The sequence below is a fragment of the Nesterenkonia populi genome (assembly GCF_007994735.1).
GTDB classification, from domain to species: Bacteria; Actinomycetota; Actinomycetes; order Actinomycetales; family Micrococcaceae; genus Nesterenkonia; species Nesterenkonia populi.
The window spans coordinates 727302-743329 of the sequence record NZ_VOIL01000001.1 but is presented as its reverse complement, the minus strand read 5'-3'; the positions used below and the strand labels follow the sequence as shown (position 1 = coordinate 743329).

15 protein-coding genes are annotated in these 16028 nt (G+C 67.7%); 1 reads left to right on the top strand and 14 read right to left on the bottom strand.

The features are described from left to right. The 14 genes from FWJ47_RS03510 to FWJ47_RS03445 all read right to left on the bottom strand — a co-directional run bounded on the left by FWJ47_RS03510 (window position 1) and on the right by FWJ47_RS03445 (window position 14403). Window positions 1–978 carry a sulfate/molybdate ABC transporter ATP-binding protein gene (locus FWJ47_RS03510; RefSeq protein WP_147104161.1) on the bottom strand — a complete coding sequence of 326 codons (978 nt, stop codon included), beginning with the start codon at window positions 976–978 and terminating at the stop codon, window positions 1–3. An 8-nt stretch (window positions 979–986) separates the two neighbouring features. Further along, window positions 987–1793: a sulfate ABC transporter permease subunit gene (locus FWJ47_RS03505; protein ID WP_147104158.1), complete on the bottom strand. Its 807-nt coding sequence runs from the start codon at window positions 1791–1793 to the stop codon at window positions 987–989. Then, window positions 1783–2580 carry a sulfate ABC transporter permease subunit CysT gene (cysT, locus tag FWJ47_RS03500; protein ID WP_147104155.1) on the bottom strand — a complete coding sequence of 266 codons (798 nt, stop codon included), beginning with the start codon at window positions 2578–2580 and terminating at the stop codon, window positions 1783–1785. The genes FWJ47_RS03505 and cysT overlap by 11 nt, the downstream gene beginning before the upstream one ends. Beyond that, window positions 2580–3608 (bottom strand): sulfate ABC transporter substrate-binding protein, encoded by a 1029-nt coding sequence (locus FWJ47_RS03495; protein WP_147104153.1) that lies wholly within the window; start codon window positions 3606–3608, stop codon window positions 2580–2582. Before FWJ47_RS03495 ends, cysT begins: the two co-directional genes overlap by 1 nt. A 115-nt stretch (window positions 3609–3723) precedes the next feature. Further along, window positions 3724–6093, bottom strand: coding sequence for a glycoside hydrolase family 3 N-terminal domain-containing protein (locus FWJ47_RS03490; RefSeq protein WP_147104150.1), 2370 nt, complete (start codon window positions 6091–6093; stop codon window positions 3724–3726). An 11-nt stretch (window positions 6094–6104) separates the two neighbouring features. Further along, window positions 6105–7055, bottom strand: coding sequence for a carbohydrate ABC transporter permease (locus FWJ47_RS03485; RefSeq protein WP_246126144.1), 951 nt, complete (start codon window positions 7053–7055; stop codon window positions 6105–6107). Between the two features lie 4 nt (window positions 7056–7059). Beyond that, the gene (locus FWJ47_RS03480) at window positions 7060–8052 is read right to left on the bottom strand and encodes a carbohydrate ABC transporter permease (RefSeq protein ID WP_211358959.1); all 993 of its coding nucleotides are present in this window, start codon (window positions 8050–8052) and stop codon (window positions 7060–7062) included. Window positions 8053–8075: 23 nt separating this feature from the next. Beyond that, on the bottom strand, window positions 8076–9368 hold the full coding sequence (locus FWJ47_RS03475; RefSeq protein WP_147104147.1) for an extracellular solute-binding protein: 1293 nt from the start codon (window positions 9366–9368) through the stop codon (window positions 8076–8078). A 199-nt stretch (window positions 9369–9567) separates the two neighbouring features. Further along, on the bottom strand, window positions 9568–10065 hold the full coding sequence (locus FWJ47_RS03470; protein ID WP_147104144.1) for a Dps family protein: 498 nt from the start codon (window positions 10063–10065) through the stop codon (window positions 9568–9570). Window positions 10066–10225: 160 nt separating this feature from the next. Next, window positions 10226–11518, bottom strand: coding sequence for a serine--tRNA ligase (gene serS, locus FWJ47_RS03465; RefSeq protein ID WP_147104141.1), 1293 nt, complete (start codon window positions 11516–11518; stop codon window positions 10226–10228). Between the two features lie 46 nt (window positions 11519–11564). Then, window positions 11565–11828, bottom strand: coding sequence for a hypothetical protein (locus FWJ47_RS03460; protein WP_147104137.1), 264 nt, complete (start codon window positions 11826–11828; stop codon window positions 11565–11567). A 324-nt stretch (window positions 11829–12152) separates the two neighbouring features. Beyond that, window positions 12153–13088, bottom strand: coding sequence for a diacylglycerol/lipid kinase family protein (locus FWJ47_RS03455; protein WP_147104133.1), 936 nt, complete (start codon window positions 13086–13088; stop codon window positions 12153–12155). Window positions 13089–13125: 37 nt separating this feature from the next. Then, window positions 13126–14064 carry a prephenate dehydratase gene (gene pheA / locus FWJ47_RS03450; RefSeq protein ID WP_425466003.1) on the bottom strand — a complete coding sequence of 313 codons (939 nt, stop codon included), beginning with the start codon at window positions 14062–14064 and terminating at the stop codon, window positions 13126–13128. Between the two features lie 12 nt (window positions 14065–14076). Beyond that, window positions 14077–14403 (bottom strand): rhodanese-like domain-containing protein, encoded by a 327-nt coding sequence (locus FWJ47_RS03445; RefSeq protein WP_147104126.1) that lies wholly within the window; start codon window positions 14401–14403, stop codon window positions 14077–14079. Between the two features lie 60 nt (window positions 14404–14463). Here FWJ47_RS03445 and FWJ47_RS03440 point away from each other — a divergent pair, with 60 nt between their 5' ends. Then, window positions 14464–15981, top strand: coding sequence for an amidase (locus FWJ47_RS03440; RefSeq protein WP_147104123.1), 1518 nt, complete (start codon window positions 14464–14466; stop codon window positions 15979–15981). Window positions 15982–16028 lie beyond the last annotated feature (47 nt).

Below are 16028 nucleotides of genomic sequence, written 5' to 3'. Positions count from 1 at the left end.
TCACCGTCCGGCGGCAGCCCGCAGCTCCGCGCTGGGGTGAGGGGCGGCCTGGACTCGGTCACCCCGGCTGATCCCCAGCCCCTGGGCCTCTGTGCGGGTGAGCTGCACGTGCACCGGGCCGGGCTGGACGGCCTCGTCCAGAGTGACTTCCAGGCGGATCTCGAAGCCGACCCGGTTCCAGCGGGTGATCTCCCCCGCTAAGCCTTCGCCCTCATGCTCCGGGCGGATGACGACGTCGTGCGGGCGCAGCAGCACATTCCCCAGCCGGGTCGCCTCGCCGATGAAGTGGAAGACGAAGTCAGTGGCGGGCTTGTCGTAGATGTCCTCAGGGGTGCCGACCTGCTCGATGCGGCCCTCGTTGACCACCACGATGGTGTCGGCGACCTCGAGGGCCTCCTCCTGGTCGTGGGTGACGAAGACACTGGTGACATGGACGTCGTCGTGAAGGCGGCGCAGCCAGTCCCGCAGCTCCTTGCGAACTTTGGCGTCCAGGGCTCCGAAGGGCTCATCCAGCAGCAGAACGGTCGGGTCGATCGCCAGCGCCCGAGCCAGAGCCATGCGCTGACGCTGCCCGCCGGAGAGCTGGGAGGGCAGCTTGTCTCCGTGCTGCGAGAGCTGCACCAGCTGCAGCAGCTCGTCCACCCGCTGCCTGATCCGGTCCTTGGGAACCTTGCGGATCTCGAGCCCGAAGGCCACGTTCTTGGCCACGGACATGTGCTTGAAGGCGGCGTAGTGCTGGAAGACGAACCCGATGTTGCGCTTCTGGGCAGGCAGCACGGTGACGTCCTTGCCGTCGATCTGCACGGTGCCGGAGTCGGCGGACTCCTGCCCGCCGAGGATCCGCAGCAGCGTGGTCTTGCCGGAGCCGGAGGGGCCCAGCAGCGCGGTCAGGCCCCCGGAGGGCACCGAAAGGCTGATGTCCTTCAGCGCGGCGAAGTCGCCGTAGTTCTTGTTCAGCTGAGAGATCTCAATCCCCATGGCTCTCCTCAGGGTCGGTCCCGCTCGTGCGGGCGCAGGATGGTCACGATGGCCAGGGCCGCGACGGCGACGAGGGCCAGCAGGAAGCCGACGGCGTAGGCCTGGCCGGTCTCGAAGCCCTGGTGGAGGCGCTGGACGGCGATGGTTGCGGTTTCGGTCTGGTTGACGATGCCGCCGGAGACGATCAGCACCGCCCCGAACTCGCCCACGGCCCGGGCGAGGGTGAGCACCAGCCCGTAGGCCACCGCCCACTTGATGGAGGGCAGGGTGATTCTCACCAGCACCTGCCGGCCCGAGGCGCCGAGCGACTGCGCGGCGGTCTCCTGGTCAGTGCCGACCTCCTGCAGCACCGGCATGACAGCCCGCAGCACCAGCGGCAAGGACACGAAGGTCACAGCCAGCACGATGCCGGGGAAGCTGAAGATCAGCTGCACGCCCGCCTCGGCGAGCGGAGCGCCGAGCAGTCCGTGCACCGGCCCGTAGGCGAGCAGCAGGGCCAGCCCGACGACGATCGGGGAGACGGAGGCAGGCAGGTCGGCGAGCGCGGAGAGCAGCCGCCGGCCGGGGAACTCGTAGCGGACCAGGAGGATGCCCAGGGCCACGCCGAGCATCGTGTTCAGCACCACCGCGCAGGCCGCTGCGCCCAGGGTCACCCATACGGCGCTGCGCACGGAGGGGTCGCTCAGGGCGATCGCCAGGTAGTTCTCGCCGGAGAGGAAGGTCTCCTGGACGACCATTGCCAGCGGCCAGCCCACCAGCAGGAACAGGTAGACCACGACGACGCCGACGCGCAGGTATGCGGCCCTACTCACCATGGCGGGCCACCCTCCGGGAGATCACGTCGAGAATGCCGATGGCGGCCAGCGCGACCAGCAGCAGGAAGACCGCGACTGAGGCGGCCGCGGCGGTGTTGTCGGTCTCGATGTAGGACTGGATGCGGATGGGCGCGCCCTCTGAGACGTTGGGCCGATTGCCGGTGAGCAGGACAAGGGCGCCGAACTCGCCGACGCCGCGGGCGAAGGAGAGCGTGGCTCCGGCGGCGATGGCCGGGGTCAGGGCGGGGAGGATCACTCGCCGGAAGGTGGTGACCTTGGAGGCGCCGAGGGATTCGGCGGCCTGCTCCACCTCGGTGTCGAGTTCGATGAGCACCGGCTCCACGGTCCGGACCACGAAGGGAAGGGTCACGAACAGCACGGCGAGGAAAACAGAGTAGGGGGTGCCGAGCACGTTGATGCCCAGGGGGCTGGTGGGCCCGTAGAGGCTCAGCAGCACCAGGCCCGCCACCAGGGAGGGCAGGGCGAAGGGGATGTCGATGAGGAGCTCGATGATTCGCTTGCCGGGGAACCGGTCACGGACCAGCACCCAGGCGATCAGGGTGCCGACCACGATGTTCACCGCGGTGGCGGCCAGCGCTGAGGTGAGGGTGAGCTGTATGGCGTTGGCGGTCTGGACGTTGGTGAGGGTTCCCCAGAAGACCTCCCACCCGTCGTCGAAGGAGGCGACGATGACCAGTGCCAGCGGCAGCAGCACCAGCAGGGAGAACCAGAGCACGGAGATGCCCAGGGCCAGGGAGGCGGGGCGGGTGAGTGTGGTGGCGCGCATCAGCTCATCCCTGACTGTTCGATGATCTCCGTGATGATCCCGTCGGTGTCGAAGTAGTCCTCGACGACCTGGTCCCAGCCGCCGAAGTCATCGTCGATGGTCCACAGCGTCTCCACCTCGGGGTAGGGGTCGGTGGGGTCCTCGGCGCCCTCGACGTCGTCGATCTCCATCTCGTCGGCGACGTGGCGCAGCGGCCGGAAGCCGTAGCCGGCGTAGATCTGCTGACCCTCGGGGCTCAGGGCGAACTCCAGAAAGTCCTGGGCAGCCTGCGGGGAGTCTTCGGTGACGGCAGCGGGGTTCTCGATGAGCAGGTTGCGGTCCGGCACGATGTACTCGTAGTCCTCCCCCGCCTGGCGTCCCAGGATGGCCTCGTTCTCGTAGGAGAGCAGCACGTCGCCGGTGCCGTCGAGGAAGGCGGTGGTGGCGTCGCGTCCCGACCCCGGGAAGGCCTGGACGTTCGCGATCATCTGCTCCATGTACTCGGCGGCCTCATCCTCGGTTCCGCCGTCCTGAAGCACCGATCCCCAGGCGGCCAGGATGTTCCACCGGGCTGCGCCGGAGGAGCCGGGGTTGGGGGTGACGATGCCGACGTCGTCACGGATGAGGTCCTCCCAGTCTGTGATGTCCTTGGGATTTCCCTCCCGGACCACCAGGACGACGACCGAGTCAGTCACCATCCCGCTGCTGGGCCCTTCGTCCCAGTCCTCAGCGACCATGCCCGCCTCCTCCAGGCGGGTGACGTCCGGCTCGATGCTGAAGTGGACGAACTCGCCGGGGAGGCCGTTGGCGACGGCGCGGGACTGGTCGCCCGAGGCGCCGTAGGAGGTGGCGTAGGTGACGCCTTCGCCCTCGGGGGTCTGGGAGAAGGCGTCGCCGACGGCGGCATTGGCCTCGGCCGGCACGGCGAACCCGACCATGGTGATCTGCTCCTCGCCGCCGCCGGCAGCGCAGCCGGCGAGCGCGTTGAGAGCCAGGAGAGCGAGGCCAGGGCGCCCATAGCTGTGAACATATTTTTGTGCCCGGCGCATCGGCCCTCCTCTCCATGTCAGGTGATTACGCCTCACATTAAAGGAGAATGGGATCTGTGACGCCGCGCATCGTCACGCGGCGTCACAGATCCCATTTAAGTGTTCATTTATAAGTTCAACCTTGGGCCAGTGCTTCCCCCACGCGGGCGGGGGTGTCCAGCACCCGGCGGCCGGTGACGTGCCGGATCTCACCGGTGAGGCTCAGCTCAGCCGCCAGCGGCAGGTCCTCCGCGCTGGGCCCGGCCCAGACGTCGATGGCGCCCGGTTCCACGATCCGCCGGAAGCCGGCTCCGGTGAAGGCGAAGCGGTCCGCGTGCACCCAGAACGTGACCTCCCTCGCCTCCCCCGGGGCCAGCGACACTCGCTGGTAGCCCAGCAGCTGCTTCACCGGGCGGGTGACCTGAGCGTGCCGGTCGCCGAAGTAGAGCTGGACGACCTCTTCAGCCGGGCGCTCGCCGGTGTTGGTCACGGTGACACGGATGTCGGCAGTGCCGTCGACGTCGATCTCCCCGGGCTCCACGGCCAGGCCGCTGTACTTCACGGTGGTGTAGCTCAGCCCGTGGCCGAAGGGGTACAGCGGAGTGGGGTCCAGGTTGGAGACGCCCTGGCTGTTCTGCCCCAGCGGCGCAGCGATGTAGCCTACGGGCTGTCCGCCGGGACGGGCGGGGACGCCGATGGGCAGGCGGCCCGTCGGTTCGATCGACCCTGAGAGCAGCTCCGCGAGTGCCGGACCGCCCTCCTGCCCGGGGAAGAACCCCTGCACCACGGCGGCACAGCGTTCGGCGATGCCGCCGAGGGCGTAGGGGCGGCCGGTGATGAGCACCAGGACCACGGGGGTGCCGGCGGCGAGCACCGCTTCGATGAGCTCCTGCTGGGCTCCGGGCAGCTTGAGGTCCTCGGCGTCGCAGCCTTCGCCGGAGGTGCCTCTGCCGAACATGCCTGCGAGATCGCCCACGGTGATGACGGCGAGGTCTGCGGCAGCGGCGGCGTTCGCGGCGGCCGGGACCCCGGCGTCGTCGTATTCGACGATGGGCACGCCCGGGGTGTGGGTGATCTCAGCCTGGGCGTAGGTCTCGCGCAGAGCCTCGAGGATCGTGGGCACGGGAACACCGAGGCCGTGGTGCGGGAAGGTCCCCTCCGGGTACTTGACGAGCACATGGTTGGGGAAGGAGTAGCAGCCCATCATGGTGCGGGCGTCATCGGCTGAGGGGCCGACGACGGCGATCCGCTTCCCGGCCAGGTCGGCGGGCGCCGCCGGGAGGGTGCCGTCGTTCCTCAGCAGGACGAGGGACTTCTGAGCGACCTCGCGGGCGATCCGCCGGTTGGCCGCGGAGTCGAGGTCCCGGCTCTCATCGATCTGCGGCTGCCAGTGCGACTCGCCCTTCGGGGCATCCAGCAGGCCGAGCTCGATCTTCTGACGGATCACCCGGGCAGCGGCGGTGTCGATGACGGCCTCCTCGAGCAGGCCTTCGCGGACTTGGGCAGGCAGGGTTCGGTAGCCGCCGGTGTGAGGAAGCTCGATGTCCAGCCCTGCGGAGACGGCCAAGCGGGCGGCCTCGGCCTGGTCCGCAGCGACCCGGTGCATCTTCTCCAGGAAGGCGACGGACCAGTAGTCGGCGACCACAGTGCCCTCGAAGCCCCACTGCTGACGCAGCACTTCGGTGAGCAGCCAGTGCGAGGTCGCCGGGGCCTCACCGTCGATGTCGGCGTAGGAGTTCATCACCGAGCCGGCCCTGCCCTCGCGGACCGCCATCTCGAAGGGGACGAGGATCAGGTCCATCAGCTCGCGCCGGCCCATGTGCACCGGAGCGTGGTTGCGTGCGGCCCGGGACGCAGCGTATCCGGCGAAATGCTTCAGGGTGGCGATGACCCCTGCGCTCTGCAGGCCCTTCACATACGCGGTGGCGAGGGTTCCGATGACGTAGGGGTCCTCGCCGATGGATTCTTCGACTCGGCCCCAGCGGGCGTCGCGCACCACGTCCAGCACCGGGGAGAGCCCCTGCTGCACGCCCACGGCGGCCATATCCTCGCCGATGGCCTGGGCCATGCGCTCGATCAGCTCCGGGTCAAAGGTGGCGCCCCAGGCCAGCGAGGTCGGGTAGACGGTGGCCTGGTAGGCGGTGAACCCGGTGAGGCACTCCTCGTGGGCGATCGCCGGAATGCCGAACCGGCTGTTCGCAGCCACGGCGGCCTGCCGCTCGCGCAGATCCTTCGCAGCCTCGGGGACGCTCAGCGGCTCAGTGCCGTAAGTGCGGGTCAGATGCCCGAGCCCGTCGAGGATCTCCTCCTCGAAGGGAAGCTTCCCCGCCGACATCGCGTCCTCCATCGGGGCGACGTCGCCCTCGACGTCCTCGGTGTCAGCCTGCATCTCCCAGTGGGCGCCCAGCTGGGAGACCTTCTCCTCCAGGGTCATCTGTGCCAGCAGCGCTTCCGCGCGCTCCTCGGCGCTCAGAGACGTGTCATTCCAGGGTCCGCGAACAGTCATAGTGGTCCTTCTTACTTGGAGAAGCCGGCGGTCAGCCCGGCGACGATGTAGCGGCGGCCCACGATGTAGGCGGCCAGCAGCGGCAGCGCGGACAGCACCACGGCAGCCAGGGTCGCTGGAGTGTCCACGCCGAACTGGCCCTGGTACTCCCAGAGGCTCAGCGGCAGCACTCGGACGTCCCGGGACTGGGTGAGCACCAGAGGGAACAGGAAGCCGTTCCACACCTGGAGGGCTTGGTAGATCCCCACGGTCATCAGGGCCGGCTTGGACATCGGCAGCACCAGGGAGGTGAGGATCTTCCACTCGCCGGCGCCGTCCACCCGCATCGATTCGAAGAGCTCGTTGGGGATGTCGCGGACGAAGTTGACGATGATCAGCACGCTCAGCGGGATGGCGAAGGCGATCTGCGGCAGGATGAGCGCCCACAGGGTGTCATACAGGCCCAGGTACTGGATCAGGTAGTAGACGGGGATGATGGTGGCCTGCACCGGGATCGCGATGCCCAGCAGGATCATCTGGAAGAGGCGGCCGCCGCCCCAGCTGGTGGAGCGGGTGATGTAGTAGGCGGCCATCACCGAGACCGCCAGCACCACAGCGACCGTCGAGATCGTCACGATCACCGAGTTCAGGAAGAAGTGGAAGAAGTCGTTCTCGATGACCCGGACGAAGTTCTGCAGGGTCGGCTCAGCGGTGGGGACCAGCTGGTTATTCGCTGCCAGATCCTGCCGGGAGCGGAACGAGGTGATGACGATGAAGTAGATCGGCAGAATGATGATGCCGAGCCACACCCAGCCCAGGATGCCGCCCAGCACGTTGGGGGACTCGTAGGGGCGGGCGGGCTTGGTGCCGCGTCCCTTGGGTCCGAAGGCTTTGGTGCCCTGGGCTCCACCCTCGGGCTCAGCGGGGTTCAGGCCCTGCCCAGCGTCCGGCATCTTGGCCTCGGTGGATGCGGTATGGGTCATCGGTTCAGGCACCTGCCTTGTCGGACTGCATCTTGGTGGAGCCGGAGAGCACGTTCAGCAGCAGCGAGAGCGCCAGCCCGATCGCCACCAGGATCACCGCGATCACCGAGGCGTTGCCCAGGTTATGGGAGCTGAAGCCCTCGATGTACATGTCCAGCGGAAGAATTCGGACGGCGTTGGCCGGAGACCCGCCGGTCAGCACATAGATCAGGTCGAAGTAGGTCAGCGAGCCCACCAGCATCAGCGTGGATGAGGTGATGAAGGTGTAGCGCAGCTGGGGCAGGGTGATGGAGAAGAACTGGCGCACCCGGCCGGCGCCGTCAAGCGTGGCCGCCTCGTACATCGTCTGGGGGATCTGCCGGACGCCGGCCTGGTACAGCAGCGCGTGGAAGGGGATGAAGCACCAGCCGACCACGAACACCATCACGAACATGACCAGGTTCGGGTTGGACAGCCAGTCATTGGGCAGCGGCAGCCAGGACAGCGCCGCCGAGATCCCATAGTTCGGGGAGAACAGCGACTGGAAGGTCAGCCCGACCGCCACTGAGCTGAACAGCAGCGGCAGGAAGTACAGGACCGACAGGAGCGCCCGGTACTTCTGGGCCCCTGCCATGAATACGCCCAGGAGCAGTGCCGTCGGCATCTGGAAGAGGTAGGAGCCGACGACGAAGTAGACCGTCAGCTCCAGGGCCCGCCACGTGAAGCTGCGGTCGGACAGGACGGTCTCCCAGTTGCTGGTGCCGACCCACTCCACGGTGCCCCGGACCGTCTGCCAGTCCAGGAAGGAGATGGCGATCACGCCGAAGAGCGGCACGAGGGCGAAGAGCCCGAACAGCGCCACTGCGGGCACCGCCATCAGGAAGGAAGGTCCTTGGCGGTGGATGCCCGACTTCTTGGGCGGAGTCGTCGGCCTGGGACGTTTTGCCTCGTCTGCGACCTTTGGGCCCTGCGGGCTCTCCGGGGCGTCCGTGGAGCGGGGTGCGGCAGTCTCAGTCATGGGTGAGGTGTCTTGGTCCTGTGTCAGCTGGTCGCGCTGTCCATGTTCTCCGCGAACTCCTCCGGGGTGATGTTCCCGGAGAGGATCTCGGAGAGGTTGTCCATCAGGACCTGCTCATGCTCAGGCATCACGGCCTGGTCCCAGGACAGCTGGAAATGATTGGCCTCGGCGACCAGTTCGTCGGCGAAGGTCAGGAAGTCTTCGGCTTCGGTGCCCTCGATGCGGTCGCTGATGTCATTCAGCGGCGGCAGGGAGCCGGCGTCGAGCATGGCGTCCACCGCCTCGTCGTTGTAGAGGTGCTCACTGAGGTAGGCGATGGCGTCCTCCTGCTCCTCCTCGGGGGCATCGGCAGAGACCGACCAGTAGTTGGCGGGGTTTCCGACGATGTTGCTCGGGTCGCCCTGCCCCTCCTCCAGCTCCGGGAAGGTGGTGAACCCGAAGTCTCCGGACTCGGCGAACTCGGGGAAGTCCATGTTGATGGTGGCGTAGACCCACGAGCCCTGCAGCAGCATGGCGGCCTGGCCGTCGGCCAGCAGCTGGGCGTCCTCGTTCTGAGCGGCGGAGATCCCGTTGTAGGTGTCGATGAAGCCGCCGTTCTCGCCCAGCTCCTGGATGGTCTCCAGGGCGAAGAGGATGGACTCGTTGCTCCAGGACTCGCCGTCCTCGATCACGCCGGCGAACTGCTCCTCGCCGCCGTGGCGGTCAGTCAGGTACTGCAGCCACATCAGGGCGGGCCAGGTGGAGCCGCCCGCCAGGGAGAAGGGAGCGATGTCGTTGTCGTTGAAGACCTCGATGGCCTCCTCGACGTCCGACCATGTTTCCGGAATGTCCAGGCCGACCTCGTCGAAGACTTCCTGGTTGTAGTACATGACCACGGGCTGGACGTCGTTCAGGGGGACGGCGTAGGTCTCGTCGTCGATCACGCCGTTCTGCCAGACAGCCTCGTGGACGCGGTCCTCCAGCTCTCCGGTGTGCTCGGTCAGCGGGATGACGCGGTCGGACTCGACGTACTCCAGGAGTGCGCCGCCGGTCCAGCTCATGATGAGAGTAGGGGCTTCGCCGGCGCCGACGGCGGTGCGGATCTGCTCCTTGTAGGCGTCGTTCTCGTAGGCCTCGACGTCGATCGCCTGCTCGGGGCTCTCATCGTTCCACCGCTCGAAGTCCTCCTCGATCTGAGGCCAGCCGCCTCCGGTGAGGACCCATGCATTGGCGTCTCCCCCGCCGTCGCCGCTGTCGTCGCCGCAGGCAGTCAGTGCGACCAGGGAGGTGATCGAAAGACCAGAGATGCCAGCTGTGAGTGAGTGCTTACGCGCCATTGCGTATGTCCTTTCGGGTGATCCTGCGGACCCGAACGGCTGCCCGTTTTGGGTGCCGGCGTGATGTGGCCCACATTTCGTCTTATCGAAAGACTAAATATCTCGAGCCGGGTGTGTCAAGCGCCACATTTTCGACCTGGGCGCACGAAAAGGCCCGGCTCAGTTCGCTGAGCCGGGCCTTGGCGCTGTGCGGTTCAGATCAGGCGGATACCTTCTCGATGTGGCTGCGGATGAACCACTGGAAGAGCTCCAGCTCCTTGATCTGACCGATGAGCAGGTCCTCAGTGACGAGGTCGACGTCGCCGACTTTGCCCATGACCTCGCGGTGGTCACCCAGGACGCCGGCGTAGACCTTGTCCAGCTCCTTGAGGTGGTCCTCCACGGGGGCCTTGTACAGGGGGTAGTCGGCCCAGCTGCGCTCGGAGACCAGCTCGCCGGTGAGGCCGGAGGGAGCCACGCCGAGGGTGGCGATGCGCTCGGCCACCTCATCGGCGAACTCACGGACCTTGCTCACCTGGGGGTCGAGCATCTCGTGGACGGCGATGAAGTTGGGTCCCACCACGTTCCAGTGCACGTGCTTGAGCACCAGGTGGAGGTCGTTGAGGGCGTGGAGGCGGGCCTGCAGCAGACCTGCGAGCTCACGTCCGTTCTCCTGGCTGATGCCGGGGACTGTGTAGTCTGCGTACTTGTCGGACATATCCGCTCCTTCGCTTAAGAGGGTCAGGGTGCTGGCTTGTGCCAACACCTAGATCTTAGAAACTCAGAATAACTTCTGCCAGCAAGATGAGGCTGTCCTTGCCGACAGCGGTGCTGAGCCCATGCCTCTTTGCTAACGAGCGAAGGTGTGCAGAACCTGATTATTTCCCGGAAGGCTCCACGACGTCGATGCCGCCCAGGTAGGGGCGCAGCGCCTCGGGGATGCGGATGGAGCCGTCGGCCTGCTGGTGGTTCTCCAGAATCGCGACGATCCACCGCGTGGTGGCCAGGGTGCCGTTGAGGGTGGCGACGGGCGCCGTCGGACCCTTGGTGCCGTCCTCTTTGACGGTGCGCTCACGGATGTTCAGACGCCGGGCCTGGAACGTGGTGGTGTCCGAGGTGGAGGTCAGCTCCCGGTAGGTGCCCTGGGTGGGGACCCAGGCTTCGCAGTCGAATTTGCGGGCCGCGGAGAGGCCGAGGTCCCCGGCGGCGGTGTCGATCACCCGGTAGGGCAGCTCCAGCTTGGTGAGCATCTGCTCCTCCCATTCCAGCAGCCGCGCGTGCTCAGCCTCGGACTCCTCGGCGGAGCAGTAGACGAACATCTCCAGCTTGTTGAACTGGTGGACGCGGATGATGCCGCGGGTGTCCTTTCCGTGGGAGCCGGCTTCGCGCCGGTAGCAGGTGGACCAGCCGGCGTAGCGCTGCGGGCCCGCGGAGAGGTCGAGGATCTCGTCGGCGTGGTAGCCGGCCAGCGCCACTTCGGAGGTGCCGACGAGGTAGAGCTCGTCGCGCTCGAGGCGGTAGATCTCGTCGTCGTGCTCGACGTCGAACCCGGTGCCGGCCATGGTGTCGGGGCGGACCAGGGTGGGGGTCATCATGGGGGTGAAGTCGGCGGCGAGCGCCTGGTCCAGCCCCAACTGCATGATGGCGAGCTCAAGGCGGGCGCCGATGCCTTTGAGGAAGTAGAACCGGGCGCCGGAGACCTTCGCTCCGCGCTCCATGTCCACCGCTCCGAGGGCCTCGGCGAGCTCGAGGTGGTCCTTGGGCTCGAAGCCCTCTGCGGCGAAGTCACGCGGGGCGCCCTCGGTGCGCAGGGTGATGAAGTCGTCCTCACCGCCGGCGGGGACGCCGTCGTGGATGAGATTGGGGAAGCCGGCCTGCAGCCGCCGCAGCTCCGCCTGGGCCTCCCCGGAGGCGGCCTCGGCGGCTTTGACGTCCTGGCTGAGCTGCTTGACCTCCTCCAGCAGCTGCTGCTTCTCATCGCCTTGGGCCTTGGCGACCTTCTTGCCGTGGACCTTCTGCTCGGCACGGAGGGACTCGAAGCGGGTGATCGCTGCGGAGCGGACCTCGTGAGCGGCCATGAGCTCGTCCACCGCAGACTCAGAGGCGCCCCGGGCGCGCTGCGAGGCCTTGTACTGCTCCGGGTTCTCGATGAGGTCCTTAATGTCGATCACGGGGACCAGCCTATCGGGCGGCCCGCCATGCGATCATCATTACGGCTCAGCACCCGCTGATCAGATCACCGTGACCCCCAGCCTCCACCTCATCCTGGAGCTGCTCATCGTACTCATCAGAAGGCACAACGGCGTACTCCACCAGGTCTGACCCCCCGAGGGTGGCCTGGTCGCTGCACGCCTGGACGATTGTCCACGCTGCACCACCATCGGGGGCGTAGCTGGGCTCCTCGCCGACAATGGGTGACGCGTCCTGAACGATGACCTGCGTCTGAGCCGAAAGCTCTTCCCTGACGTCTCCCTCATTCACCCCTACAAGGTCTCCGGCCGCGTCTCCCGAAGGGCCTGCATCAGTATCAGAAGTGCATGATGCAAGCAGCAGCGCAAAGCAAACGAGGGTGAAGACGCGCGCCGTCACTCTTCGCAACATCAACTCGCCTCACAATGCGTCACACACGATGTCTGTCGGATCCGGGCCCAACATTTATTTCGGCAGGCAATGGGACATCTATACATTTTTCCTCCCGTTAGTGTCGAAACAGCCGCTTTCACACCGAAGTCCTCATAGTGATGCCTCGTGCGAGCGACCCATAAAGGGGATGCAACGAGGTCAGCGTGTCCCCTGCAGGAGGGGTCATCCAGCGGTCTGGTCGGTCACGGCGCGGGCCACACCGTTGACCTTCAGTGAGGACGGCACCACCTCGGCCTTCACCCCGACCACCTCTCCCACGGCGTCGCCGTCGATCTGGAACGGCATCGGCTCCTGCATCTCCAGAGAGCACCCGGCGGTCTGCTTGACCGTCATCACCGGGATGTCCTCACCGAAGCGCAGCGCCGTCTTCGCCACGATGCGCGCCCAGTCCCACGGGTTCCGCGGGGAGAGAAGCACCACGTCCATCTGCCCGTCGTCGAAGAGGGCGGTCGGCACCAGACGCACTCCCCCCTGCAGGGTTCCGCAGTTGGCGAGCAGGACGGAGCGGATCCGGACCTCGGCACGATCACCGTGGTCGAGCTCCACGGTGACGTCCTTGCGACGTCCGGCCACGTGCCGCAGCCCGGACTCTCCGTAGGCGAGCCACCCAGCCCGTGCTTTCAGAGCCTCACGGGTGTCTGCCATCACCTCAGCGTCGAGCCCTCCTCCAGCGATCACCATGGACAGCTCTTCGTCGATGGACCCATCAGCACGCTTGAGCTGAAGCTGCAGCGTGTCCACCGCGTGAGCCTGACCATGAATGGCTTCTTGGACGCAGAACAGCAGGTCATCATGCGGCAGGCCGATGTTGCGGGCGAAGAGGTTCCCCGTCCCCATCGGCACCACGCCCAGGGCGATGTCCGTGCCGGCGATCTCTGCGGCGACCGCCCGGACGGTGCCGTCGCCTCCGGCTGCGATGACGACGTCGCAGCCGGCATCCAGCGCCCGGCGGGTCATCACATGGCCCGGGTCATCAACGGTGGAAGCCATGATCAGCGGGGTGTCCATGCCGGCCTCGGAGCAGACGAACTCGATGAGCCGGACCGCCTCAGCCGCATGCTCCTTGGTCACATTCAGGACCACGCCGACCAGACTCATAGGCCCGAGTGTATCCACGGGCGGCTGATGAGAAGCCTCACCCGTGCTGAATGAGGGAGGCCACCCACTGCTGGGCGGCGTCGAACGCCTCCTCAGAGACGTCCGGGCGCATCTGCTGGGCTTTGCCGTCCGCCCGCGGGTAGGAGCCGAGGAACCGGACCGCCGGGGAGACCCGGTGGATGCCGGCGAGCGCGTCCGCGACCCGCGGCTCGCGGATGTGGCCCTCCAGGTCCATGGAGAAGAAGTAGTCGCCCATCGCGCTGCCGGTGGGGCGGGACTCGATGCGGCAGATGTTCACCCCGCGGGTGGCGAAGTGCTCCAGCAGCTCCATCAGCGCGCCCGCCCGGTCCTCGGGCAGGGGGATGGTCACCGTGGTCTTGTCGGCCCCGGTCATCGCAGGCACCGGGCCCGGCTTGGCGACCAGCACAAAGCGGGTCACCGCCCCAGGGACATCCTCGATCCCGGAGGCGATCACATGCAGGCCCAGCTGCTCGGCCACCAGGGGGGCGCAGATCGCCGCATCCGCCACCGGGATGTCCGTGGTCAGGCTGTGCGCGCCGGCGGCGGTGGACGACGCGGGAACATACTCCACCCGAGGCAGCACATTCTCAGCCCAGGAGCGGACCTGCGCCCAGGCGTGGGAGTGGGTGGCCACCGAGGACACCTCGGAGAGCTCCATCGGCTGCCCGGAGGCCAGCACGAAGGTGATCGGAACAAGCGTCTCGGCGGTGATCTGCAGGTGGTGAGCCACCGAGACGGCGTCCAAGGTGGCGGTGACCCCGCCCTCCACGGAGTTCTCAATGGGGACGACGGCCGCGTCGGCCTCCCCATCGTCAACCATGGTCAGTGCGGCCAGCACGCTGGAGGTGGGGATGCGTTCAGCCTGCTCGGCGCCGGGCATCTGGGCCAGGGCGGCCTCGGTGAAGGTGCCCGCGGGGCCCAGGTAGGAGTAGCGGAGTGTGCCGGTCACAGGGATGAAGCCTACCCCTCAGAGGATGCGGGGCTCCCCATCCTCACCCTCGATGGGGCGGCCGGAGGTGACCCAGCCGTCATACCCGCCGCCGACGAAGAGCACCGAGTACCCCTGCTGGGTCAGCCAGCCGGCGATCTGAATGCTGCGGCCCCCCGTCCGGCAGATCACGTAATAGTCCTCGTCCGGGTCAAGCTCGGCGTCGAACCTCACAGGGACCTCCTCCACCGGTATGTGAAGGGCGCCGGGGGCATGCCCGGCCCGGAACTCGTAGACCTCCCGGACGTCCAGCAGCTGGGCGTCGGCGGGGACCTCTGCGGCGGGAACAGTCTCGACGTCGCTCATGCCGTCACGATAGCGCGCTGAGCCTCCCCGCGGCACGACGATGTGCATAGAGTGAGGCCTATGGCACAGCTCAGCTCCCCGCACCCCGCACCCTCGGCTGAGCACATCACGGACCGCACCCGAGCCGACTTCCGCGCTTCCACGGCAGACCAGTGGAGGGCCGCGATCCTGACCGGGGATGTGAGCGCGGTGGAGCTGACCGGCACGGCGCTGACCGCCGCTGCGACCCTCACCGAGCTCGGCGCGTTCATTTCGATGGATCCGGAGTACGCGCTGGCGAAGGCAGAGCAGCTCGACGAGGTCGTCCAGATGGTCCGCCGGCACGGGTCGCTCGCCGAGCTCTCAGCGAAGACGCCCCTGCTGGGGCTGCCGCTGGCGTTCAAGGACCTCAGCCGGGTCGGCGGGCTGCCGAGGACTCGCGGAACCCTCGCGATCCCAGCGGACATCCCCGCCCGGGACGAGCCGCTGGTGCGCCGCACGCATGCCGCCGGCGCCGTCAGCATCGGCAAGACGCAGGTGCCCGAGTTCGGACTGCACTGCTACTCGGAGAACCGGGTGGGCCCGCCCGCCCGGAATCCGCTGGATCCTTCCCGGACCGCCGGGGGCTCCTCAGGCGGGGCCGCCGCCGCGGTGGCAGCCGGAATCCTGCCGTTCGCCCCGGGCAGCGACGGCGGCGGCTCTATCCGCATCCCCGCTGCCGCCTGCGGGCTGGTCGGGCTGAAGCCCGGCCGCGGGCGCCTTCCCGACGACCCGCAGGCCCCGCTGGCCGCGAACGTCGGGGTCAACGGACCTCTGGCCACCATCCCCCAGGATGCCGCCCTGCTCTTCGACGCGATGGCAGGAAGCCGGTTCCGCACCGAGCCTGCAGACGGGGCCAAGGACCGCCTCGGCCTCGCCTACGGCCCGGCCTCCCGTGCCGTCCACCACGCACAGCAGCACGGCACGGCACCGGTGAGGGTGGGCGTGACCGCTGAATCGCCTTTCTCCCCGGAGCTGGAGATCACCCTCGCGGAGGGAGCCGTCGCCGCCCTGGAGGAGGGCATCCTCCGGCTGAGCCGCCGAGGCCACAGCGTTCAGGGCACGGATCACTGCACGGGCTCGGAACGCTTCTGGCCCGCACAGTTCTACAGCGACTTCACCGCCCTGTGGACCTCACGGCTTGCCCGCGGGAACTTTCAGGAGGACCAGCGGGAACAGATGGAGCCGCTCACCCGCCACTACCTCGAGACCGCCGAGGCTCGCCCAGCCGGTGAGGCAGAGGCCGCCGAGGCTCGCCTTCAGCAGGCCGCCGACGCCGCCGGGGACATCTTCGGCCCCTGGGACCTGATCATGACCCCGGTGCTCGGGTACGCACCCCCGGAGGTCGGCTGGTTCGACCGCCTGGAGCCTGCCGCGAACGGGGCCGAGCAGTGCCGGTTCACCCCATACACCGCCATCGTCAACGTGCTGGGCCTTCCTGCCATCAGCGTGCCGGTGCACACCGATGCCGACGGGCTGAGCTGGAGCATCCAGCTCATCGGCAGGCCGAGGACCGAGGAGCACCTGCTGGCCCTGGCAGCCACCCTCATGCAGGAATGAGAGCGAGGACGGCCTTCAGGCAGAGCAGCTGATCCCCGCCCGCTGCT